The sequence below is a fragment of the Paenibacillus sp. J22FR5 genome (genome assembly GCF_059691975.1).
The window spans coordinates 98,330-121,849 of sequence record NZ_JCAUAN010000005.1 but is presented as its reverse complement, the minus strand read 5'-3'; the positions used below and the strand labels follow the sequence as shown (position 1 = coordinate 121,849).

Below are 23,520 nucleotides of genomic sequence, written 5' to 3'. Positions count from 1 at the left end.
CATGTTCAAAAAATCCAAAAACTTCATGAATCCAAATACAACCGATACGCTGATAGGTGAGGGAACCAGCTTTGAAGGCCGCATCAAATCCGAGGCTAGTATCCGCATCGAAGGCGGAATTACAGGAGATATCGATTGTGCTGGTGATGTGATTATCGGTGAGCACGGTGTCGTGAAATCCAATATCGCAGCGCGAGATGTCGTTTTGGCTGGAAGCGTACAGGGCAATATTACGACCAAAGGCAAGCTAACCATTACCTCCACAGGCTCCCTGCACGGCAATATTAGCGCAGCCTCTTTCATTATTGAGGAGGGCGGTGTGTTCCAAGGCAGCAGCAAAATGGATATTAAAGCAACCGCTCCTGTGCCCGTTCCGAACACTGAACCTGAAACCGGGAATAAGCCTGTCGCTGCATCTGAAAGCATGTATAAAGGCAACACGGTCGCCATGTAGCTCCATTCAGCTAGGATTGAAGCTATCCGCATGGTATACTAGTTGGAAATTCATTTCTAACTGATGCAGGAGATATGGAAACTATGAGAGAACAATCCATCTTATTTGATCTTGATGACACGTTGGTGCATTGCAATAAATATTTTGATTTCGTGATTGATCAGTTCGTCGATCTCATGCTGACTTGGTATGCTGGACATGGCCTTAGCAAACAAGATATTAAGAAAAAGCAACTCGATATCGACTTAGCTGGCATTCAGATTCATGGCTTTATGCCGGAACGTTTTCCCCAATCATTCGTCGAAACCTATCAATGGTTCGCACATCACTACAACCGTCCTGTTAGTAGCAAAGAACAGGACTGGCTTATGCAGCTCGGTCACACCGTCTATAGTTACACCGTTGAACCTTATCCGCTGATGAACGAGACCCTTCAGAAGCTTGGGCAAGCTGGTCACCAATTGTTTCTATACACAGGTGGAGATGTCTCCATCCAAATGAAGAAAATTAAGGATGTCGGCCTCGACGAATTTTTCCAGGATCGGATCTTCGTCACCGTGCACAAGACGCGTGAGTTTATGGATACGCTGATGAAAGAACAACAATTTGACCGCCAGCATACCTGGATGATCGGAAACTCGATCACCACTGACGTTCTACCTGCACTGCACGCAGGTATCCACGCTATTCACATTCCAGTTGAGGATGACTGGATATTTAACAATGGAACGATTGATGTCACGCCTAAGGGTGCGTTCTATCAGTTGCCTTCGCTTCTGGAAGTACCAGATACCATACACACATATATTCAAAAATGAAAAGAACGATCCCTCGGTATTGGTACCGGAAGGATCGTTCTTTGTTGTTACGCCGCTACATCGCGTCTGCGGAATATTCCCCAGGAAAGGACATTGAATAATAAGAAATAGAAAACGAGCACGGTGATGGAGAATCCCATCGTCATTCCCTCCGCTAATGGCCTATCCTCCAGGTACGGAGTAAGATCCGTATTGGCGAATAAGAAATATTTGCCCCACGTATACCGCATCAACAATAACGTTATCACTTGTCCTGCGAACATGATGAAAATGCTGAGGCCAATCGCGAGGGAAGCGCTGCGGAATACGGTCGAAATCATAAAAGCTAACGTGACAATCATCACAAGCTCGATTAATTTGAGTCCATAGGTCGCAAACACATAGAACAGCATGTTCTTCTCCTGAACCTGCCCCGCTGCATTCACAGTTAGATGTGGAAGACTCAGCCGTTCGAAGCCGTACAAGAAGCCATTTACAATCAAGGCCGTGATGAACAAGATGACTAGTAGCGTTGCCGCGAAAAGCAGTGTTGTCACATACTTCGACAATAAAATCTTGGACCGACTAGCAGGACGAATAAGCAGCAGCTTGATCGTTCCCCAAGTAAACTCCCCTGCTACCATATCCCCTGCAATAATGACAGTAAACAAGGTAACCAGAATGATCAATCCCGACGCAGTGAGCATGCCTCCCCATAACGTGTTATCAATAGGGGGATAATTATGATCTAGCATGTATTGCTGCAGGGCACTTTCTTCCCGCATTTGCTTCTTAAAATTGTCCGGAATATCAGGATTAGCAAGCTCTGTCTTATTATGCTCGATGGTTTCTGTGGCCCTTATTTTCCAGCTATCGTCTTTGTGATAATCCGAATGAGATAACACGCCAGTGAGCACTACAATGACAATTAACAAGAGGGCTAGAATCCATGTTCGAAGCCTGCGATAAATTTTCATATGCTCATTCTTGATGAGATTAAGCAATAGGATCACTTCCTGTCATTTCTAAAAATTGATCTTCAAGCGACTTGGTCGTTTTGCGTATGCTATATACAGCAATCCCTGCCTCGACGAATCGTTGATTCCACAAAGCTGTTTCTTGTTTGTCGAGATTCATGACTAGGAGATCTTCGATCACTTCAACGGCTATACCTTGTGCGGAAGCTACCTGTACTGCTTGATCAATCTCCTCCACCTCGAAGACGACTCGCTGCTTGCCATCCTCATGTACAAATTCCTTAATGAGCCTAACATCAACTAACTTTCCATTCTGAATAATGGCAACTCGGTCACACATTAGCTCCATCTCTGCTAACAAGTGAGAAGAAACGATAACGGAAATCCCCTCTTCTCGGGTAAGCTTCCGTAGGTGATCTCGAAGCTCCCGTATACCCGCTGGATCCAACCCATTGGTGGGCTCGTCCAGAATAAGGACCGAGGGTCGATGTAAAAGTGCTTGCGCGATACCTAATCGTTGCCGCATCCCCAGGGAGTACGTTTTCACCTTGTCATGTATACGATTCGTCATCCCAACAAGATCAATAACCTCTTGAATCCTATCCTCTCCAATGCCTGGTATCATCCTGGCATAATGAACCAAATTGTTATAACCACTCAGAAATTTATACATTTCCGGGTTTTCGACAATCGCCCCAATATGACGAATCGCTTGCTCAAAATGGGACCGAATGGAATACCCGCCAATGCGGATATCTCCCTCGGAGATCGACATAAGTCCAACCATCATGCGGATGGTTGTCGTTTTGCCCGCTCCATTCGGCCCGAGAAATCCGAAAACCTCGCCGCGCGGCACATCGAAGCTTAACTTATCAATAATGGTCTTGGAACCAATGCGTTTCGAAATTTGATCTACCTGTACAATGGGCGTATGAGCCTCTTGTGATGCTGACATTCGACATCTCCTCACTTTTTTATCCAATATAATCCAATCCTACCTTACTTCCGCTGTCATGCCTAGTGATAAAAATCATATGACTGCGCTCACTATGGCTTTTTCCTGATTTTATGTACAATGGAAGATAAGACCTGTTAGTAAAGGAGCTCATCTATGATTCAAAGAAGACCGTGGCATGGTGTAGAATGGTCGCTGTTTATCGTATTGACCGGTGCTGCACTGCTTGGTTTACTTTATAGCTGCCTTCACCTCTATGAACAACCATTCTCCCACATCCTGTTAACCATATTGGCTATTCTGTTTTCCTATGGGGCTCCTTTTTTATTCTGGCGACCTCACTACATTAACACGACATGTTATCCCATTGCTGTCCTAGTGACAGGCATTCCCTTGCAAATTTACTTGGCTTGGATGGAGCAAGACGCCTTACTTACCATTAATTGCCCAATCATGGTCATTGGATTCCTCACTGATCGAAAAAATGCTTGGTGGACCGCCCCTATCTTCATGGTGGGGATGCCTGTCACCTACTTTTTCCTTCTGCATAGCGGGATGGGTGTCGGGCAATTATTTAGTTTTATCCTGAACGCTGTCCTGTTCTTTGCTATCGGATTAAGCTTACAACGCGCTGTTACCTCTAATGAGAAGACCGAGAAGCTGCTAGAAGAAAACCAACGTCAGTATCATTTGATTCATGAGCAAAATAACGTGCTAGAGCAATACGCTAATCAGATTGAGCAGCTTACTTTGGTAGAGGAGCGCAATCGTATGGCTCGCGAATTACATGATACGGTAGGCCATACGTTTACATCTGTGATTATGGGGATGGATGCCATCTCGTATCTCATTGAGGCTTCGCCTGAGAAGGCCAAACAGAAACTCGATGTTCTGCGCAATGTGACGCGCGGTGGTCTTGAAGAAGTACGCCGCAGTATTCATCAAATGGTCCCCCAAGAGGGAGACATGCTGTTATCCCAGCAGCTATCCCGTCTTGCGAATGAATTCGCACTGCACACTGGGACTCAGATTCACTTCACGACGGTTAGTGAAGAATTCGAGATTCCCAAACAAACCAAGCTTTCACTCATTCGTTGTCTACAGGAATCGTTAACGAATGCCAAGCGCCATGGAAAAGCAACCTCCATCGAGATTGTCCTGACCTATGCAGAGGACCAAATCTCCCTTCGCATTGAAGATGATGGCATCGGAACGGAGCAATTGAAAATGGGCTTCGGCATTAATGCGATGCAAGAGCGTATAACAGCGCTTCAAGGTACTTTGCAGGTTCGCTCTCTGCCAGAGCAAGGGATGGTTGTCCATTGTTTCATTCCCGTAAAACGTTTCTCAACCTTTTAATCGCTGTGAGGAGGATTCCCTATGACTACAAACCAATCACCGCTCAAACTACTTCTGGTCGATGATCAGGATTTAATACGTGAAAGCTTACACATCGTGCTGGGTATGGACCCTGATATTGAAGTCGTTGGCTTAGCAGAAAACGGACATGTCGCGGTCAAGCTGTGCGAAGACCATCAGCCCGATGTTGTACTCATGGATATTCATATGCCGATCATGGATGGCGTTGAAGCCACTCGTCTGATTAAGGCTACCTGGCCGCACATCCGCGTCATTATTTTGACTACCTTTCAGGAGATTGGTTATGTCGTAGATGCATTAAGCGCTGGAGCTGAAGGTTACTTGCTTAAAGCCATTCATCCAAAAGAACTGGCGACAGGAATAAAATGGGTGCATCAAGGCGGCACACTAATTCCGCATGACATTGCTAAGATGCTCGTGCAGCAAGCGCGGGGCGGGACGGAGAAAGGCGTTGGCGCTTCTTCTGAAGATAAGGAAGAGAGCGTCCGGGCAGAGACTTACGGGCTTAGCGAACGTGAATTGCAGGTGCTGCACAGTATCGCCGATGGCCTGAACAACCGTGAAATCGCCGAGAAGCTGTTCTTGTCCGAAGGCACTGTGAAGAACTATATCTCCAACATCTATTCCAAGATGGACGTCCGTGACCGCGTTCAAGCTTCGAAGAAAGCGCATGAGGAAGGGATGTTGTAGGCTGGTGGAGTAGAACTGTGGAACGTCTGTGGCGAAGTTCGTGGAAGCAGTTCGGGGAGCAGTTCGGGGAGCGAATTGAGTTGTGAGAGCAATTGAAGTCAGTTGCGGAACCTAGTTCCGCTATTCTCCTGAAATTAGCCGTTTTCTGGGAGAAACGGAACGTGAGTGCGCTATTCAGTTCATTTCCTGGCAATTACGGGTGTTTGCGACGAAATAGAGGATCCTCGTTCCGCAACTTTTCCAAACTTACTCATTCCCCCTAAATAGCGCCCTCTGGTTCCGTTTCATGACGGAAATCTGCTCTAATCTCGATCAATCACTCCCAGCTACCCGCTCTGACTTATTCATCATCAGCTTTGACACCACTCCATCCAATCATCGATGCTTGCTTCTAAAAAAGACCACTCTTCCTTTAGGAAGATGCTGGTCTTTGTTTACACTATTCAAAAAGCTTCTCGAGAAAGCCCTTTTTTCGTTTGCGAATTTTGCTATAGCTTTTCACTCTAGAGAACGATAGCTGCGTATCCTCCTCTTTCGACTCTGCTATGTTTACTACATGTTGCATTGCATCTTTGGAAGCATTCTGAAGTTCCATGGTATCTTCTTGATTTGCCGCTTGCTGATGGACAACAATCGTATTGACGAGCTGCTCATGCAGCTTGTTCTCAAGTTGGTGTCTACATAGCCTTAGAAACTGCTCTTGTTGTCTATTCTGGAGTTCAAACTGCTCATGAAGTTGCATTTGGAGCTCTTCCACCTGCTTGGAAAGAAGCATAACGGTCTTTTGCAAAGAATGTAGATCCTGTGCCTTGAGCGGCTCATCGCGCTCAATCTCTTCAGAGTACTCCTCATTCTCAACCAGCAACGCTTGTAACTCCTCAGCTGTAAGAAGATCTTCTTTCCTCATGTGCTTTCCTCCATTCCGTACATCTTGCGTCCATGCTTGGACTACGCTTTCTCTTATTGTACATGAGAATTCAGAAATGTTCACGTTTATCTATTCCAATGAGCCATACCAGCTTACCGGGTTAGAAGTTACTAATTTTCTATGTCCCTTATATTCATCAAATACATTCAGCTGGATAATCACCTGAATGGTTGAACTGAGAAAAAAAATCTTCATCTCTACGATTGGATATTTGAAACCATTTGTAGCTCCGTTTATTATTATTGGAAGCGCAACATTTCTAGCAATTACAACAGACACAGGGGCAGACGCTGGGACCAAGTGATGAATTTTACTTGATATAATACTAGTAGTACATTTACATATAATATATCCCATATAGGACATAAAACTAATTCATAAGTATCATAAACTTCCTAAAATACTGCCCTTTATCCCCTACCTTTGTCTTCGCATATACTTTCTTCAGCATATTACGAACAGTGCCCTCAGTAATCCCCAAGTTATTGGCAATTTGCAGAGCACTCTGATTGGACAACCAAGCATATGCGACCTCTCTTTCTCTAGGTGTCAATTGATACATTTGAAACTGTTTGTCTACTATTTCTTTTTTAATTTCAGGATTGAATTGCTCATATATATGTACAATATTATTCACTAATCTCTCGACCAAAACACAAGCCAAACTAACCTCTATCCCTTCCCTCATCGACAAATCCAGATAACCAATAGTTTCACCATTAACCTTAATTGGATTACAAATGCAAGTCCAATCGGAAAACATCTGTAAGCTATGATTTCCTCCTTCAACAACTACTGCTGAGCCTGTATGTATAGCTAAAGATATCCCATTGACTCCAGCGGCATGAAGGGCGAACGAACACCCTGGTATAATCTCGTACCGCTCAAGAGCATGAAGAATAGGCTCAGCACCCTCAATGTGGACAACTGCACCATCTGAATTCGTCAACAGAAAAAAATGGGTGAAAGGAATCGAGATCGAGAATGCTCTGATTTCCTCCCTTATAAGCTTTTGATATCCTGTGCTTACAACCAAACCTTTTTCCTCTAAATCGTGAGGCAATGTTGTAGCAGATTTCACAACTCCGTAATTATCTACAAGTTGTCGTAAGTTACTTTTTTCTCTCGCAGGTAAATCATTATAGTGAACCCAAGTTTTCGGGCTAATATTCACTTCAGTAAAGACACTCATGGATCAAGTCCTCTCACAGAATGCTTGTAAATTCATTGCGTTTCATCCACATATAGAGATCCGTAATTCTCACCTTAACCAGGGTATTGTCAATATCGAATAACACACTAAAAGCCCCTTGCACAATTACAATGATCTATATATCCAATTTACAATATCAACAATTATACAAAATAATCCTTATCTTTCGTGTCGAAAAATGTAGAATCACCTTAACTCATACCTAAATTTCACTAAAAAAAGATCAATTCCTCATTGTGAGGAACTGATCTTGGTCTAGCATTATTTAATAAACTCAACTGATAATTGAATACTGTTTGCTATTTTCCACGTACCATCCGTTTGTTTTTTCAGTACGGTTACACCATCAGCATTAAAGTTTCTAAACTCAGGTCCACTGACTTTTTCGTTCTTACTCATTATTCGTACATAAGCTTCTTTATCACTAGCCTTAATAAGTTTGACACTGGTGTATGTTGATTTAAAATCAAATACGGAGCTCAATTGCTTCCATTGGACCACTAATTGAGACAAATTCGGGTACGTGCTGTCGTACAGAGCCTGAAGCCCTTCAAAATCTTCTTTTTCGGAAAGCTGGCGATCCTTCTCAATTACAGCAAGAACTTTCGACTGCTCATCGGTCGACAAGTCAATCTTATCTTCTTTGTACTGATCTGCCTTCAGGTAATCAATTTTATTTATGACCGTTTGGCTATTTTTCCATTCGCCATTAACTCGTCTTAAAAGGGCCACTGCTTCGATTTGGCTGTTTTCATATTCAGGTCCTTTAACCTTCTTCGTTGTTTGGGTAAAAGCAACACTCGCGCTATCTTTATCCACTTGGACAGTATCGCTGACCTTTAAATTATAAGCCAGATCATACAAGGCGAAAGTTTGCGTCAAGACAGCTTTGCTGTTCTCATAGATTGGGGATGCTGGATCAATTGTTGCCAATACCGCATCCACATCTTCGCTTACACTACCATCCAGCTGACGTTGCAAAACATGCTTAATCTGCTGCTCTGTTTTCGCAATGTATACCGTTCGACTCAGGCCGTCCCAACTAACTTCACGCCCTGAAGCTTCTCCTACGAATCGAAGCGGGATAAACGTCACATTGTCCTTGATAACCGGAGCTACCTCAAGCTGAATTTGGTTACCGTTCACCCACGCTGTTGTACTGCCAATAACAAGCTTGACGTTTATTTTATCGTTAACACCTGTTACTTCTTGTTTGTTGGCATCCCAGTCTACTTTCAACCCAAGGGCTTCGAATGCCGTGCGGAACTGCACCAACGTGTTACCTTCGGTAATATACGGCTGCACCTCGAAGGATAACGCTTTATCGTCAACCAACACCTTAATGCCCTGCCCATCGGCCGCGCTTACTCCAGCCGCTCCTGTCATCAACGAAAAAGCCACCATACCTGATACGAACCACTTTTTCAAACCAATCACTCCTCTTCTGTATTTAGATGTATTTGTAATCCTTGGGCTACTACTGTCCACGATAAACCCGGTAGCTGCTTCTGGAATGCCTCAAGTCGAATCCAACTAGTCCCATTTATAAGAAATGCATCTCCAGTTAACTCAGAGGACACATGATAACTTGATTCCAAGGTCTTTGTTTTGAACGATACCTCTTGGTTCGCTGAGTCCCAGTGAATATCTGCTTCTGCCAAAGCTGCTAATAGACGGGCTGGTACATAGTAGCTCTCCCCCACCTGTTTAAAAGGAGCATTTGCAGGTAATTCAACCTGATTCAGACGCGCCATCGTCTCCGTAAGCTCCAAATCAATTTGCCTCGTATGCAGGGCTAGCATCCCTCGGATAAGGGGCTCTATATTACCGCTAACTTCGATATCAGGCTTAATCCCCGTTTCATTCACTTTGTGCTGCCCTGGTGTCAGCCACTCCATGTCCGTAACCTTGAGAGTTCCGCCGCTGATCAGAGGGATTACCTGTTGGGCTACGCCCTTGCCGTAAGAACGGGTACCAACGATCGTCGCGAGCTTGTGATCCTGCATAAAGCCTGCGAACATCTCAGAAGCGCTAGCACTAGAGCCATTAATGAGAACAGTCACCGGCAAGTCCAGATTGTGTCCTTCCTTGATTTCCACAGGGTGCGGTTCAGACGTACCTTGCTTCTTTTCATACATAAAGGTCCCATTCTCAATAAAATGCCCCGCCAATTTCTGAGCAGCCTCTACATAACCTCCGCCATTATCACGCAGATCAATGATTAGAGAAGTCATTCCCTGCGATTGTAAATCGACCAAAGCTTTCGCAAACTCGAGCTCTGCGTTCCACGAGAAGGAATACAACGCGATATAACCTACTTTTCCATCGAACAAATGGTGGGTGAGAATAGGGTATTGAATACGTTTAAAAGATAGTGTGATCTCGATCTTTTCTTCGCCACGTAAGATCGTAAGCGCAATGGAGTCGCCTTCTTTTTTACCCGATAACGCTTTAATTAAGGTAATCTGCGAAAGTTCGGTATCTTGTTGACCGCCAACTGCTATTAAGTAATCTCCCGTATGTAATCCCGATTGCTCCGCGGGAGTCCCAGGGTATATTTGATTCACATAAATGCCTTTGTCATTAAAAGCTACACGGAAACCTAGCCCTACACCTTGACCGTTGACCGCGTTTTGGAATTCATTGGCTTTGGCAGGTTCATAATACGCCGTATATGGATCATCCAGAGATTCAATCATGCCTTGCAATGCCGCATCCAACAGCTCATCCTTTGTCGCACCGCTAATATGTAAGGAACTGAGAAGACTCAACACCTCATCGAAGCGATAGGACGACTTGGATTTAGATTTGGACCCATCGTCTTGGGTAGCGACAGCTTTATCAGCATCATTTGCAACGGCGGCGGCATTCATTGAAATTGGCGCTAATAAGAGTGTAAGAGACAGACCAACAGTGACAATTAATTTTGGATATTTCTTTACGATACTCACCTTCCCCTCTCCCTAGTTCGCTGATAAAATAACAATAAATCCCATTTTACGAGATATCCTGCTTAACGGATATATCCTATATAGGATATATCAATGTGAGCGAGCAGCTAGAATACAAAAAAACTGCCTGCAAGTAGAATCTCTACCTGCAAGCAGTCTCACTAACATCTTATGGTAAATTCGACGATCCCATCAAGAACCGATCTACTTCACGCGCTACCGCACGGCCTTCGTTAATGGCCCATACCACGAGGCTTTGGCCGCGACGCATATCGCCAGCTGCGAAAACACCCTCTACGTTCGTAGCAAACTTCCCGTACTCCGCTTTCGCGTTGGAACGCTCATCTTTGGCAACGCCAAGCTGATCTAATACGGTGCTCTCGGGTCCCGTGAAACCCATAGCGATCAGAACAAGCTGCGCTGGATAAACCTTCTCGCTACCTGGTACTTCTACAGGCACGAACGCGCCCTTCTCGTTCTTCTGCCACTCAATCAGAACGGTGTGCAGTTCCTTCAAGTTGCCATTCTCATCACCTACGAATTTCTTCGTGTTGATCAAGTACGTGCGCGGATCTTCGCCTTGAAGTGCAGCCGCCTCTTGTTGACCGTAGTCCACTTTCAACACCTTCGGCCATTCCGGCCATGGGTTGTTCGCTGGACGCGTTTCAGGCGACTTCGGCATGATCTCGAACTGCGTCACACTCTTACATTTATGACGAATGGAGGTCCCTACGCAGTCAGTTCCTGTATCACCACCACCGATGACGATAACGTCTTTACCTTCGGCGGAGATGAATTCACCATCGGCATGCTCGGAATCAAGCAAGCTCTTCGTGTTTTTGCTTAGGAATTCCATCGCCAGATGGACGCCGCCGAGCTCACGACCTTCGATCGGAAGATCGCGGCCTTTCGTAGCCCCGCCGCACAGGACGATGGCATCGAATTCCTCTTGCAGCTTCTCAATCGGATAGTTCACACCGACATGCGCCCCTGTAACGAAAGCCACGCCTTCAGCTTCAAGCAGTTCCACACGACGCTCAACATACTTTTTGTCCAGCTTCATGTTCGGAATGCCGTACATCAGCAAACCGCCGACACGGTCTGCCCGTTCAAAAACAGTAACCCAATGTCCAGCTTTGTTGAGCTGCGCTGCTGCCGCAAGTCCGGACGGACCTGACCCGACAACCGCAACTTTCTTACCTGTGCGCGTTTCTGGCGGCTCAGGTGTGATCCAGCCTTCAGCGAACCCTTTATCGATGATCGCTTTCTCGATGCTTTTGATGGTAACTGGCGTATCCTTAAGACCTACCGTACAAGATCCCTCACACGGCGCTGGACAAACACGGCCTGTAAATTCCGGGAAGTTATTCGTCTTGTGCAGACGATCTAGCGCCTCGCGCCATTGACCGCGATACACGAGATCATTCCATTCCGGAATGAGATTGTTCACGGGGCAACCAGCGGCCATGCCGCTGATTAATGACCCAGTGTGGCAGAAAGGAATCCCGCAATCCATACAGCGGGAGCCTTGCGTTTGTAATTTATCTTCAGTAAGTGGTGTTGCAAACTCTTTCCAATGGCCGATTCGGACCAGTGGAGAAGCTTCGGATGCCACTTCACGAGCGTGTTCTATAAAACCGGTTGGTTTACCCATTTACGTTTAATCCCTCCTGAGTTTCGTTAATTTCCACCAACGCGGGAAACATCCCTCATATTCGCCTCGAAAGCAACCATGACCGCTTCTTGTTGGCTTAGACCGGAGCGTTTCACCTTCTCGATGGCATCAAACATCCGTTTGTAGTCCTTCGGTATAACCTTCACGAACTTCCAAACGTACTCATCCCAGTGCTGAATAACTTGGTGGGCAACGCTGCTATCCGTAAATGTGGCATGATGCTGGATCATCGTTTTCAATTCATTCATCTCATACGTTTCTTCCAGCTGTTCCAGATAAACCATCTCTTTATTCACTTTGCTTTGGAAGTCGCCATTCTCATCCAATACGTAAGCGATACCGCCTGACATACCTGCTGCGAAGTTACGCCCTGTTGGACCGAGAACAACGACGCGTCCACCTGTCATGTACTCACAGCCGTGATCGCCAACACCCTCAACGACGGCACGCACACCACTGTTTCTTACGCAGAAGCGTTCGCCAGCAATACCACGGATGTAAACATCCCCGTCTGTTGCGCCATATAAGGCTGTATTGCCGATAATGACGTTATCTTCCGGTACAAAAGTCGACTTGCTTGATGGGAAAATGGCCAGCTTACCGCCGGACAATCCTTTCCCAACGTAGTCATTGGCATCTCCTTCGAGGGAGAGTGTGATCCCCTTCGGTACGAACGCACCAAAACTTTGACCAGCGGAACCTTCAAAGTGAAGTCGAATCGTATCGTGCGGCAAGCCTTCCACGCCGTGACGACGTGTCACTTCGCTGCCGACGATCGTTCCGACAACACGGTTGACGTTCGTAATTGGCAGAATCGCGTGAACGTGTTCTTTGCGCTCAATCGCCGGCTCACAAATATCGAGCAGCTTCGTCACGTCAAGGGAACGATCTAAACCGTGATCCTGCGCCATTTGGCAGAAGCGACCGACTTCTTCGCCCATATCCGGTTGGTGCAGCAGCGGCGAAAGATCGACGCCTTTGGCTTTCCAGTGCTCGACCGCTTGCTTGGACTCTAAGATATCAGTACGTCCAACCATTTCTTCAATCGTGCGGAAGCCCAGCTCTGCCATCATCTCACGCACATCGTTGGCGATGAACGTCATGAAATTCACAACATGCTGCGGATCTCCAGCAAATTTCTTCCGAAGCTCCGGATTTTGCGTAGCGACCCCAACCGGACACGTATCCAAGTGGCAGACGCGCATCATCACGCAGCCGATCGTAATCAATGGAGTTGTCGCAAAGCCGAACTCCTCGGCACCGAGCAGGGCAGCTACGACAACGTCGCGCCCTGTCATCAGCTTGCCGTCCGTCTCGACAACGATACGGCTGCGCAGGTTGTTCAGCACGAGCGTCTGATGCGTCTCCGCCAGACCGAGCTCCCACGGCAGTCCCGCGTGACGAATACTCGTCTGCGGCGACGCGCCTGTTCCTCCATCGTAGCCAGAGATGAGGACAACGTCCGCTTTCCCTTTGGCTACGCCGGCAGCGATGGTGCCAACACCGACCTCGGATACCAGCTTCACGCTGATCCGTGCTCGTGGGTTGGCATTCTTGAGATCGTGGATCAGCTCAGCTAGATCCTCGATCGAATAAATATCATGATGCGGCGGCGGCGAAATCAAGCCTACGCCTGGCGTAACACCGCGAACCTCGGCTACCCAAGGGTACACCTTCGTTCCCGGAAGCTGACCACCCTCGCCGGGCTTGGCGCCCTGCGCCATCTTGATCTGAATCTCGTCGGCGTTGACGAGATAGTGGCTCGTAACGCCGAAGCGGCCGGACGCCACCTGCTTAATGGCACTGCGGCGAAGATCGCCGTTCGCATCCGGTGTGAAACGCTCCGGATGCTCCCCGCCTTCGCCGGTATTGCTCTTGCCGCCGATGCGGTTCATCGCAATCGCGATGGTTTCGTGCGCTTCCTTGGAGATGGAGCCGTAGGACATGGCTCCCGTCTTGAAGCGTTTGAAGATCGATTCGATTGGCTCAACCTCTTCGATCGGAATCGGTGTCCGTCCTTCTTTGAAGCTCAGCAGTCCGCGTAAAGCCATATATTTCTCATCTTCACGTTTGACGAGCTTGGAGAAGTTTTTGTACGTTGCATAATTGTTGGTGCGAACAGCAGATTGCAAGGCGTGCACAGTTTCTGGGGTATAAATGTGATCTTCCCCGTCTCTGCGCCACTGCAGGTCACCGCCCGTATCAAGCACACGATCGCGCCCTTCTTGCTCAGAGAACGCGCGGTTGTGGCGCATGAGCGCTTCCTTCGCAACCACATCGATACCGATACCGCCAACTGGCGTATACGTCCATGTAAAGTAAGCATCGATCAACTCTTGGCTCAAGCCAATCGCTTCGAAAATTTGCGCACCGCGATAGCTCTGAATGGTGGAAATCCCCATTTTCGCTAACACTTTAACTACACCCTTCGTAACCGCTTTGATGTAGTTGTAAATTGCTTTCTCATGATCAACGCCAACAAGCTGCTTACGCTGAATCATGTCATCTAGCGTTTCTAACGCCAAGTAAGGGTTAATTGCGCCTGCGCCGTAACCGAGCAGCAAGGCAAAGTGATGCACTTCACGCGGTTCACCCGACTCCACCAGCAAACTAACTTTCGTCCGAGTGCCTTGACGAATCAGATGGTGATGCAAGCCTGATGTCGCAAGCAGTGCCGGAATTGGTGCATGCACACTATCCACGCCACGGTCTGACAGAATGAGCAGCGTAGCTCCATCCACAATCGCTTGATCCGCAGCTGCGTACAAAGTTTGCATCGCACTCTCCAGCCCAGCTGTGCCTGCCGATGCTTCGAAAAGCGTTGGCAACGTCACTGTTTTGAATCCATCGCGCTGGATATGACGCAATTTCGCCAGCTCTTCATTGGAGAGGAACGGCGATTTCAAACGAATTTGACGGCAGCTCTCTGGCTCAGGCTTAATCAGATTGCGCTCAGGTCCAATTGTCGTACCCTGTGCCGTAATGATTTCCTCAAAATTCGCATCAATTGGCGGGTTCGTCACTTGTGCGAATAATTGTTTAAAGTAGTTATATAATAGCTGCGGACGATCTGAAAGCACCGCAAGCGGAGCATCCGTACCCATGGAACCAATCGGATCCACACCTGTTTTGCCCATTGGCTCAAGGGTTTTACGCAGCTGTTCAAATGTATAACCAAACGCTTGCTGACGCTGAAGAATCGTGTCATGGTCAGAACCAAGTACGATCGGTGCATCTTCCAAATCCTCTAAGGATACGAGATGCTCATTCAGCCAATCCCGATAAGGCTGCTCGCTCGCGATGCCGCTCTTGATCTCTTCATCCGTTACGATGCGGCCTTCTACGGTATCTACAAGCAGCATACGCCCAGGTCTCAAGCGATCTTTGTACAACACGCGTTCAGGTTCGATATCCAGAACGCCTACTTCGGATGCAAGCACGATCAAATCGTCCGTCGTGACATAATATCGGGAAGGACGCAAGCCATTACGATCCAGAATCGCGCCAATTTGACTGCCATCTGTGAATGCAATCGCTGCAGGACCATCCCACGGCTCCATCAAGGTGCTGTGATACTCGTAGAATGCTTTCTTGTCATCATCCATGCCTTCATGTTTAGACCAAGGCTCTGGCACCATCATCATAGCAGCATGCGGTAAGGAGCGACCTGAGAGCATCAAGAACTCTAGTGTATTATCAAACATTTGGGAGTCGGAACCATCGGTATCAATAACAGGAAGAATGCGTTTGAAATCTTCGCCAAATAATTCGGAATCACACATCGCTTGACGCGCGTGCATCCAGTTGACGTTTCCGCGAAGCGTATTGATTTCACCATTGTGGATCAAATAGCGGTAAGGATGCGCACGTTCCCAGCTTGGGAAGGTATTCGTACTGAAACGGGAGTGAACAAGCGCTAAGGCAGAGATTACCTTTTCGTCTTGTAATTCCACGTAATAGGCATCAACTTGCTCAGGTGTTAACATACCTTTATAAACTATCGTTCTGCTAGACAAGCTAGAATAGTAAAATTGCGAACCTGCGTGAGATAATTTGATAGCGTTTTCAGACAATTTACGGATGATATATAATTTGCGCTCAAAATCTAGGTTCGTTGCGATATCCGCACTTTGGCCGATAAATACCTGACGAACATAAGGTTCAGCAGACTTTGCGGAATCTCCTAGTGAACTGTTATTTGTTGGAACGGTTCTCCATCCAAGGAATTGCTGCCCTTCTTGTTTGACAATTCGCTCAATCGTACTTTCACAAGCTTGGCGTGCCTCTAATTCCTGAGGTAAATACACCATACCTACACCGTAGCAGCCTGCGCTCGGTAGTTTCATGTTTTCTTGTTCACACGCGGATTGGAAATACGCATCTGGAATTTGCATCAAAATGCCTGCTCCGTCTCCCGTATTCGGATCAGAGCCTTGCCCGCCGCGATGATCCAAATTGCAAAGTACACGAAGTGCTTGCTTGACGATAGCATGAGATTTGACACCCTTAATGTTGGCTACAAAGCCAATACCGCAAGCATCATGCTCATTCCTCGGATCGTACAATCCCTGTTTGGGAGGTAATCCATTAATAGTCATGTTGTGCAACCTTTCTTCCCTCGTTTTTCGCTGGACTTTGTTAGACGCCTGCTTTAAAGTGCTAAAAAGTAAAAATTCACTGTTACATATTTCGACTACAACTGTAATAAACAGGGCTTGCTGAACGATTCTTGCTTTCAGCAAGCCCTAAGTAGAAGAAATATTCTCAATATTTTTTATATTATATTAACACTTGGTTTCCTATAGTTCAATTTAAAAATATTTATATTGAAAAGGTTTTCATTCTAATAGATTCGGCCAAGAAAACATAGTGTAAAAGTGCGTGCAATTATTTCATTTCCTATATATGTCGCAGCCGCTGCGCATGTGATAGCAAACTTTCTATGTTTCATGCTATGATAGCTAATACCGCTGCAAGAACATACATCCAGATTCCACATCTTAGGAGGAGCTCTGTTTGAGTATACAGCATACTTTTGGGGGCGGCATGATTAGGGAGCCTCTTTATCAATGGCAAACACAGGCCAATCCGGTTGAAATTGAGCTTTTCCGCTCAAAGCCGGTACGCCGCCTGAAGTTTTTACATCATTTTGGAGCATCTGCTCTGTTTTCACCACTTACACATTCACGTTTCGAACATACGGTTGGCGTTTGGTCACTCATGGCTCACTTTTGCCCAGAAGAACCACTTCTGCGCATTGCGGCGTTGCTCCATGATATCGGGCACCTGCCCTTCTCCCATGCGGTGGAGCGAACACTTGGGTACAATCATCACCGACATACCGAGCAGTTGATTGGGCAAGGCGTCATCGCTGATATTTTGATCAAACACGGCATTTCACCGCCGTCCATTATTGATCTTTTGAAACAGGAAACACCGCTAACGAACAAATCAACCATTCTCGGACTCGATCATTTGGATAGCTTTCTTCGCGACACGTATTATGCCGGTCTGATGACGACGTTACCTCCCTCAGAGCTTGTAAAAGGACTTCGCCTACGCGGACCTTTCATCGAAGCGAATGAGTCGTCAGCCGCGGCACTTGTTGATGCGATTGTGGAAGATCACCGACTTTTCTTACATCCACAGTTCCTGGCTATGGACGCACTGCTTGCGAAAGCGACGGCACATCACTGCGAATCAAACCCAGGCATGAGAGATCGGATTCCAACGCTTATGGATCATGAATTGATTCAAGAACTGCTGCAGAGCAACAATGAGACGGCAAAAGAAACCATTCATGTGCTCATGTATGAGCCCCATCGCATTCAAATTACTCAGCAACCGGTTCCTGGCAGTATCGAAGTCAAGATCGGGAAGGTTTACAAAAAACAACCGTTAATCGGCGATAAACTCGCCTCAGAGGTTAGCTTTCAAGTTGCCGTCAAACTGGCAGAGCTGGATAGCATGGCCGCAACCTACTTTTTCACAATCTAAATGATGACCCCTTGTTTCCATTTATATGAGCAACTTTATCTTACATCCGCAGAAGGGACTGTCCCAGCTTGGCTAAATTGTACTTTCGTTATGGCACGATGAACAGCGGTAAATCGATTGAAGTTTTACGCGTTGCTCATAATTATGAGGAGCAGGGCAAAAAAGTGCTTCTCCTCACTTCCGTTATGGACGATCGCTTCGGCGTAGGTAAGGTCGCTTCCCGCATCGGTATGCAAAAAGGGGCAATCGTCGTAGACGAGCACTTGGATATGGTCGCCCTCGCGCAGGCCGAGCGTCCGAATTGTATTTTGGTCGACGAAGCTCAGTTCTTAAATAAAGTTCAGGTCTCTCAGTTGATTGAAGTCGTCGATGAGCTGGATATTCCAGTTATCGCTTATGGGCTTCGAGCTGATTTCATGGGACAATTATTCGAAGGCAGCAATGCACTTCTAGCTGTGGCTGATACGATCGAGGAAATCAAAACCGTTTGTTGGTATTGCGATAAGAAAGCCATTATGAATATGCGCTGCAAAGATGGTGTTCCGATTTTCCATGGCGAGCAGATTCAGATCGGCGGGAACGAAAGTTACGTTCCTGTATGCCGCAAATGCTATGCGTCCAAAAAGAAAACCACACAAATTTAAAGATAAAAGGCATTATTCCTCTTATATATTAGAAATAATTAGGGTAGACAATTGATATGGTATTTACAAAGAAAGGTGAGTTCCTTGCGTAAAAAACGGATTTTGCTATTATCTGAGGGCTTCGGGAAAGGTCATACACAAGCTGCTCATGCGTTGTCTGTCGAGCTTCGGCAATCCTCGTCTGACATCATTACCCGCGTGATTGAGCTTGGCGCTTTTTTGCATCCTACCTTAGCGCCTTGGGTCTTCTCGGCATACCGCCGCACGGTGACTTCACAACCCAGACTGTATGGTATGCTGTACCGAAATCAGTATGATAAAAGGCCGAGCCGCGTTGCGAGTCTTGTGTTGCATCGCATCTTTTACTCTCAGACGAAGGCGGTTATTAAACAGTTAAAACCGGATATGATCGTCTGTACACATCCTTTCCCAAGCATTATTGTCTCTAGGCTGAAGCGTGCAGGACTCGATGTTCCTCTTTTCACAGTAATCACGGATTACGATGTTCATGGAACTTGGATGGACTCGGCTGTAGACAAATATTTGGTGTCCACACCGCTTGTCCAAGAACGTCTCATGGACTGTGGCGTACCGGATAAGCATATTGAGGTGACAGGTATTCCAATTCACCCTAATTTCCGCAAAGCCCATAGTAAGGAACATATTCGTCAGGAATTCGGGCTCAAAGATATGCCAACGGTCATGGTCATGGGCGGCGGTTGGGGCGTGTTCAAGAAGGAAGAAAAGGAAGAGCTGCTGACCTACTTGGCGAGCTGGAGCAAGGACATTCAGCTGCTCATCTGCCTCGGAACCAATGAGAAAGCACGCAGCCAGCTTCTAGAGGAAGAAGCTTTCCGTCAGCCGAATGTCCATCTCATAGGCTATACAACAGAGATTAGCAAGCTGATGGATATCTCTGATCTGCTCATTACGAAGCCAGGTGGAATGACCTGTACCGAGGCAATGGCCAAAGGCATTCCGATGTTGTTCTACAGCCCAATTCCCGGTCAGGAAGAGAAGAACTGCACCTACTTCCAGGAAAATGGCTACGGTCAACGCATCACATCTCTCGAGATGATTGACCACTGGTTTAAGCTGCTGCTCGAGCAATACCCTGAGCTCACCCAGCGAAGAACCGACATTCGTGAGTGCCACAATGATGAAGATCGAAGCTGTGCAGCAGCCATCATAGCGTACTTAGAGCAGTCGGATAAGCGTTCCTATATTCAGGCATCATCAAAAACACCGCTCATACAATGGTAGTATCCATTGTGAGGGCGGTGTTTTGTTATGAATCCCATTCACCGATTCGGCAAGCAGGCTATTTTTATCTATTTAGTAATCTGGTTTGTCGGGAGCCTATGGATGATGGCCGTGTTTGGCAGCGGATCTTTTCAGCGAAAAATGATGGGCGTTGATTTCGTCCTCTATCACGAGTATGCCTGCTTTGGCTTCGCAGGTGCGCTTGGTGGTGCTTTATACGGCTTGCGGATGTTCCACGAGCATTATCAAGAGCTCACCACACAGTGGATCTACTGGTACCTCATGCGGCCTGTGCTTTGTTTCGGCTCTGCCATCATCACGATCATCTTATTCGAGAGCGGGATTATGCTGCTGCAAGTGGACGACTCGATGTCGGCACGTATAAGTCTTGCTTTTCTGACTGGGTACGGGTACGGGAAGTTCATGGAGAAGCTGCGGGATCTCACCTCGACGTTCTTCAACGGGAAGAATACGAATGGCACGAACGAGAACGGAAATGGCAAAGGGAGTGATACGCCTACGAAATGAGTTGGTGTGGAGCCATTTATTCTGCGAGCGAACGATTGCACGGTTGAGTATGCGGATTCGGTACACGGATCACCTATACATGGTTACGTATGAACTCTCGTATCTGTACTCGAGGAATCCTATTCCTCGTAATAGGCTGCTTACAAAAATGGGACACCGCCAAGTACTTCGGCGGTGTCCCTCGTCTTTATGGTGCATCAAACGTATGCACCTTGTTCCAGTTCACACCACCGTTACGGGTGGTGTACATCACGCTCGGCTGCTCATTATCATTCGTGATGAGCCAGCCGCTATTCGCGTCTGCCATGCCGAGCAGCAGCTCGCCATACCCCGTGAACGTCTCGGTGCCGTTCACCCAGGTCTTACCGCCGTCCTTCGTCCAGCCGACGGAGCCCGGCTTGTCGCAGGCCGGGCAGCTGCCGCCCATGAAGGCTACGTCGGTGTTCACGACGTAGAGAGGGCCGGGCTTCGAGCCCGTGTTCTTCGGCCCCGCATTCTCCCCGTTAGGGAAGCCAGGGGCCGGACCGCCCCCAGCCGTGCTGTTCACCAGCACGGTCTGCCAAGTCTTTCCACCATCTTTCGTGTGAAACAGCGAATACGAGGTTTGCGTCATCCCCGATTCCCCAATCAGCTCGATCCACGCGTCATCCACGCCAGCGGAACGAATGACGGTGCCTGTTAATGTCGCAACGGTTTGACGTGACATGACGGGTTGCCAATTTTGCCCGCCATCCTGTGTTCGGAGCACTTCGATCTTATCCTTCACTTGTCGAACGGCCCAGCCATTCTTTTTATCATGAAAGTAGGCATCCCCTTGAATACCTGCAGGTACAGACAGCTTTACCCATTTAACACCACCATCCATGGTTTGGGCATTGCCGCTATAAGCTTCCTGCTTCGATACAAAATGGAGGAATGCTTGATTCGGAACGGTACCAACCGCCGACCAATGAGCACCGCCATCTGAAGTTCCTAATAACTTTTCGCCTTCACTCGCCCACGCATCCTGCTCATTCAGGGCAAATAGCTGTCTAATTTCCCCAGCCCCCGTGTATTGTACCTTCCACTTCATACCACCATCATCCGTACGAGCGATCCACCCTTTGCCGCCAATCCAGCCCTTTTGAGCATCCGCTAACCTTAAGGCTGTTATCCCACGCATGAAAGGGGCCAATGAGCCATCGCTGCCTTTTGTAGGCACAATTGAAGGCTCTGATCCAGGTGTTGTCGTTGCTGATGGCCCCGCCGAGGCCACCGCACTGGGCATCGGCGATTCAGAGACTGTCACGTTGCCGCTTGTCTGCCCCGAAGACTTACACCCAGTTAACGCGAGGGTTGTTATGGCCAACAACAGCAGTGTTCTTTTTAACATGATCATTACTCCCTTCACTTTCTTGTTTCGTTGATACTTCATAGACGTTAACTCGGTGAGAAAAGTTGAGCACTAATCCTACCATCATCCCCATTTTCCGAGAAATTAGGCATGACTCATCCCACTGTGGAATACAATCGTAAACAAGAAGGGGGACATTGTTACGGAAAGGGAGGAGGATCTGTTGAAATTCATTTGGGGCAAAAAAGAGCTCACCTTCATGATCATTCCGGGTGCCAACCGCCATACCGTAAGATTCAAGCTTCCGCACAGTAGTCTCTATATTGTGCCTAGCGTGATCCTGCTTGTGCTGATCGGTTTCTTTGTGACGATTTACTTGATGAATACCCGATCCCATCAAACTCGAGACAGCATGCAGCAAGCTTTCGATGGACAAGAACGGCAGTTAGTTGATCAAATTACACATAAAACAAGTGAGCTTGAACAGCTGCAAATTGATTTGATTGCCTTAGCTCAGCAGGCAGATGAGTTTAAGGTAAAGCTAGAGGAAATCAAGAAATTGGATCATGTGATAGAGCTCATGAGTCAGCCAGAAAGCGTAAACGGGACAAGCAAAAAAGCAGTGAGCACCTCAAGCGCCACGCCAGTTCATGGAACGAACCTTGATGTTGGCGGCAGCGATGTTCCTGTCACTTCGGAAGAAGTATCCTCCCTCGTGAGCAATACCAAGCAAGGGCTTTTTTCATTAGTTGGGGATATCAACGCTCTCCTCGACAATTTAAATGAATCGGAAGCCAAAATTAAAGAAGCTGAGCGCATACGCAGTATTACGCCAACGCTTTGGCCCATCGCCTCGCATCGTATCACTTCCGGATTCGGCATCCGCATGGACCCTTTTACATTAAAGCCTTCCATGCATACCGGATATGATATCGATGGCGAAATCAATGACCCCGTCTATGTCACTGCAGCAGGTAAAGTCATCGCTGCGGGCTATGATGACGAGCACGGCAACTATATCATCGTTGACCACTCGCGGGGTATCGAAACCGAATATATGCATTTGAATAAAATGCTTGTAAAACGCGGAGAATCTGTAACAAAAGGTCAGCAAATCGGCCTCGTCGGTTCTACTGGACGCAGCACGGGCTCCCATCTTCATTATGAAGTTCATAAAAATGGTATCCAGATTGACCCTAAACCTTATCTCATTTCAGATCGAAAGGATGAACGCAAATGATAGGAAGCTCGAAATTGAAACGAATCGATACGAAAACGACGGACACGCTACTTGGAGGCAGCACGATTTGTGAGGGTAAAATTATTTCAGAGGCCAGCCTTCGCATTGAAGGCCAAATGAATGGAGATATCGAATGTGCCGGTGACATCACGATTGGTGAGAACGCTGTCGTACAATCCAATATCCACGCGCGTGATGTGATTGTAGCCGGCAAAGTGAAAGGCAATATACATACGAAAGGCAAGCTGATCGTAACCAGTTCCGGCGTGTTGATCGGGAACATTGATGTACGTTCCGTCATTATTGAGGAGGGCGGGATTTTCCAGGGGAGCAGCGCGATGAATGAGAATGCCACACAAAGCGAAAAAAACGGTGGCGGCAAAGTCATCGATGCCAAAGCGCATAAACAGCAAAAAAGCGAACAGCAGGCTGCTTCGGGCGGCAATTAACAGGGCTTGTGCATAAAAAGAGCTCGTCTTCATCTCCTTTCATTAG

19 protein-coding genes are annotated in these 23,520 nt (G+C 47.2%); 10 read left to right on the top strand and 9 right to left on the bottom strand.

The window, feature by feature from the left end:
• The first annotated feature begins 1 nt into the window (after window position 1).
• A complete protein-coding gene (locus AC58P7_RS09910) occupies window positions 2-454 on the top strand; it encodes a bactofilin family protein (protein WP_497342279.1) in 453 nt (150 codons plus the stop codon).
• 83 nt (window positions 455-537) lie between these two features.
• Complete coding sequence (locus AC58P7_RS09905) at window positions 538-1,272, top strand: HAD family hydrolase (RefSeq protein WP_497342277.1); 735 nt, start codon at window positions 538-540, stop codon at window positions 1,270-1,272.
• 47 nt (window positions 1,273-1,319) lie between these two features.
• Here AC58P7_RS09905 and AC58P7_RS09900 read toward each other — a convergent pair whose 3' ends face one another.
• Both AC58P7_RS09900 and AC58P7_RS09895 read right to left on the bottom strand, forming a co-directional pair.
• Complete coding sequence (locus AC58P7_RS09900) at window positions 1,320-2,228, bottom strand: ABC transporter permease (protein ID WP_497342275.1); 909 nt, start codon at window positions 2,226-2,228, stop codon at window positions 1,320-1,322.
• Window positions 2,229-2,247: 19 nt separating this feature from the next.
• Window positions 2,248-3,183, bottom strand: coding sequence for an ABC transporter ATP-binding protein (locus AC58P7_RS09895; RefSeq protein WP_497342273.1), 936 nt, complete (start codon window positions 3,181-3,183; stop codon window positions 2,248-2,250).
• Between the two features lie 156 nt (window positions 3,184-3,339).
• On the opposite strand from AC58P7_RS09895, the gene AC58P7_RS09890 reads away from it, so the two are divergent.
• Together AC58P7_RS09890 and AC58P7_RS09885 are read left to right on the top strand one after the other, a co-directional pair.
• Window positions 3,340-4,542, top strand: a complete 1,203-nt coding sequence (locus AC58P7_RS09890) for a sensor histidine kinase (protein WP_497342271.1) — start codon at window positions 3,340-3,342, stop codon at window positions 4,540-4,542.
• Window positions 4,543-4,563: 21 nt separating this feature from the next.
• Window positions 4,564-5,253 (top strand): response regulator transcription factor, encoded by a 690-nt coding sequence (locus AC58P7_RS09885; RefSeq protein ID WP_497342269.1) that lies wholly within the window; start codon window positions 4,564-4,566, stop codon window positions 5,251-5,253.
• Between the two features lie 439 nt (window positions 5,254-5,692).
• On the opposite strand, the gene AC58P7_RS09880 is transcribed toward AC58P7_RS09885, so the two are convergent.
• The 6 genes from AC58P7_RS09880 to gltB form a co-directional block, all read right to left on the bottom strand.
• Window positions 5,693-6,160: a hypothetical protein gene (locus AC58P7_RS09880; RefSeq protein WP_497342267.1), complete on the bottom strand. Its 468-nt coding sequence runs from the start codon at window positions 6,158-6,160 to the stop codon at window positions 5,693-5,695.
• Window positions 6,161-6,551: 391 nt separating this feature from the next.
• The gene (locus AC58P7_RS09875) at window positions 6,552-7,373 is read right to left on the bottom strand and encodes a helix-turn-helix transcriptional regulator (protein ID WP_497342265.1); all 822 of its coding nucleotides are present in this window, start codon (window positions 7,371-7,373) and stop codon (window positions 6,552-6,554) included.
• Window positions 7,374-7,655: 282 nt separating this feature from the next.
• Window positions 7,656-8,822, bottom strand: coding sequence for a copper amine oxidase N-terminal domain-containing protein (locus AC58P7_RS09870; RefSeq protein ID WP_497342263.1), 1,167 nt, complete (start codon window positions 8,820-8,822; stop codon window positions 7,656-7,658).
• Window positions 8,823-8,827: 5 nt separating this feature from the next.
• A complete protein-coding gene (locus AC58P7_RS09865) occupies window positions 8,828-10,345 on the bottom strand; it encodes a S41 family peptidase (protein ID WP_497342261.1) in 1,518 nt (505 codons plus the stop codon).
• Window positions 10,346-10,514: 169 nt separating this feature from the next.
• Window positions 10,515-11,999, bottom strand: coding sequence for a glutamate synthase subunit beta (locus tag AC58P7_RS09860; RefSeq protein ID WP_497342259.1), 1,485 nt, complete (start codon window positions 11,997-11,999; stop codon window positions 10,515-10,517).
• A gap of 26 nt (window positions 12,000-12,025) precedes the next feature.
• Window positions 12,026-16,618 (bottom strand): glutamate synthase large subunit, encoded by a 4,593-nt coding sequence (gltB, locus tag AC58P7_RS09855; protein WP_497342257.1) that lies wholly within the window; start codon window positions 16,616-16,618, stop codon window positions 12,026-12,028.
• A gap of 418 nt (window positions 16,619-17,036) precedes the next feature.
• Between gltB and AC58P7_RS09850 the strand changes: the two genes are divergently transcribed.
• The 4 genes from AC58P7_RS09850 (at window position 17,037) to AC58P7_RS09835 (ending at window position 20,452) form a co-directional block, all read left to right on the top strand.
• On the top strand, window positions 17,037-18,017 hold the full coding sequence (locus AC58P7_RS09850; protein WP_497342255.1) for an HD domain-containing protein: 981 nt from the start codon (window positions 17,037-17,039) through the stop codon (window positions 18,015-18,017).
• A 68-nt stretch (window positions 18,018-18,085) separates the two neighbouring features.
• Window positions 18,086-18,661, top strand: coding sequence for a thymidine kinase (locus AC58P7_RS09845; RefSeq protein WP_497342253.1), 576 nt, complete (start codon window positions 18,086-18,088; stop codon window positions 18,659-18,661).
• A gap of 84 nt (window positions 18,662-18,745) precedes the next feature.
• A complete protein-coding gene (locus tag AC58P7_RS09840) occupies window positions 18,746-19,924 on the top strand; it encodes an MGDG synthase family glycosyltransferase (RefSeq protein ID WP_497342251.1) in 1,179 nt (392 codons plus the stop codon).
• Window positions 19,925-19,951: 27 nt separating this feature from the next.
• Window positions 19,952-20,452: a hypothetical protein gene (locus tag AC58P7_RS09835; RefSeq protein ID WP_497342249.1), complete on the top strand. Its 501-nt coding sequence runs from the start codon at window positions 19,952-19,954 to the stop codon at window positions 20,450-20,452.
• Between the two features lie 187 nt (window positions 20,453-20,639).
• Here AC58P7_RS09835 and AC58P7_RS09830 read toward each other — a convergent pair whose 3' ends face one another.
• Complete coding sequence (locus tag AC58P7_RS09830) at window positions 20,640-21,824, bottom strand: WD40/YVTN/BNR-like repeat-containing protein (RefSeq protein WP_497342248.1); 1,185 nt, start codon at window positions 21,822-21,824, stop codon at window positions 20,640-20,642.
• Window positions 21,825-22,008: 184 nt separating this feature from the next.
• Here AC58P7_RS09830 and AC58P7_RS09825 point away from each other — a divergent pair, with 184 nt between their 5' ends.
• Entirely contained in the window at window positions 22,009-23,025 is a 1,017-nt protein-coding gene (locus tag AC58P7_RS09825; protein ID WP_497342246.1) for a peptidoglycan DD-metalloendopeptidase family protein, read from the top strand.
• Between the two features lie 14 nt (window positions 23,026-23,039).
• The gene (locus tag AC58P7_RS09820; protein ID WP_497342244.1) at window positions 23,040-23,474 is read left to right on the top strand and encodes a bactofilin family protein; all 435 of its coding nucleotides are present in this window, start codon (window positions 23,040-23,042) and stop codon (window positions 23,472-23,474) included.
• Window positions 23,475-23,520: the final 46 nt, after the last annotated feature.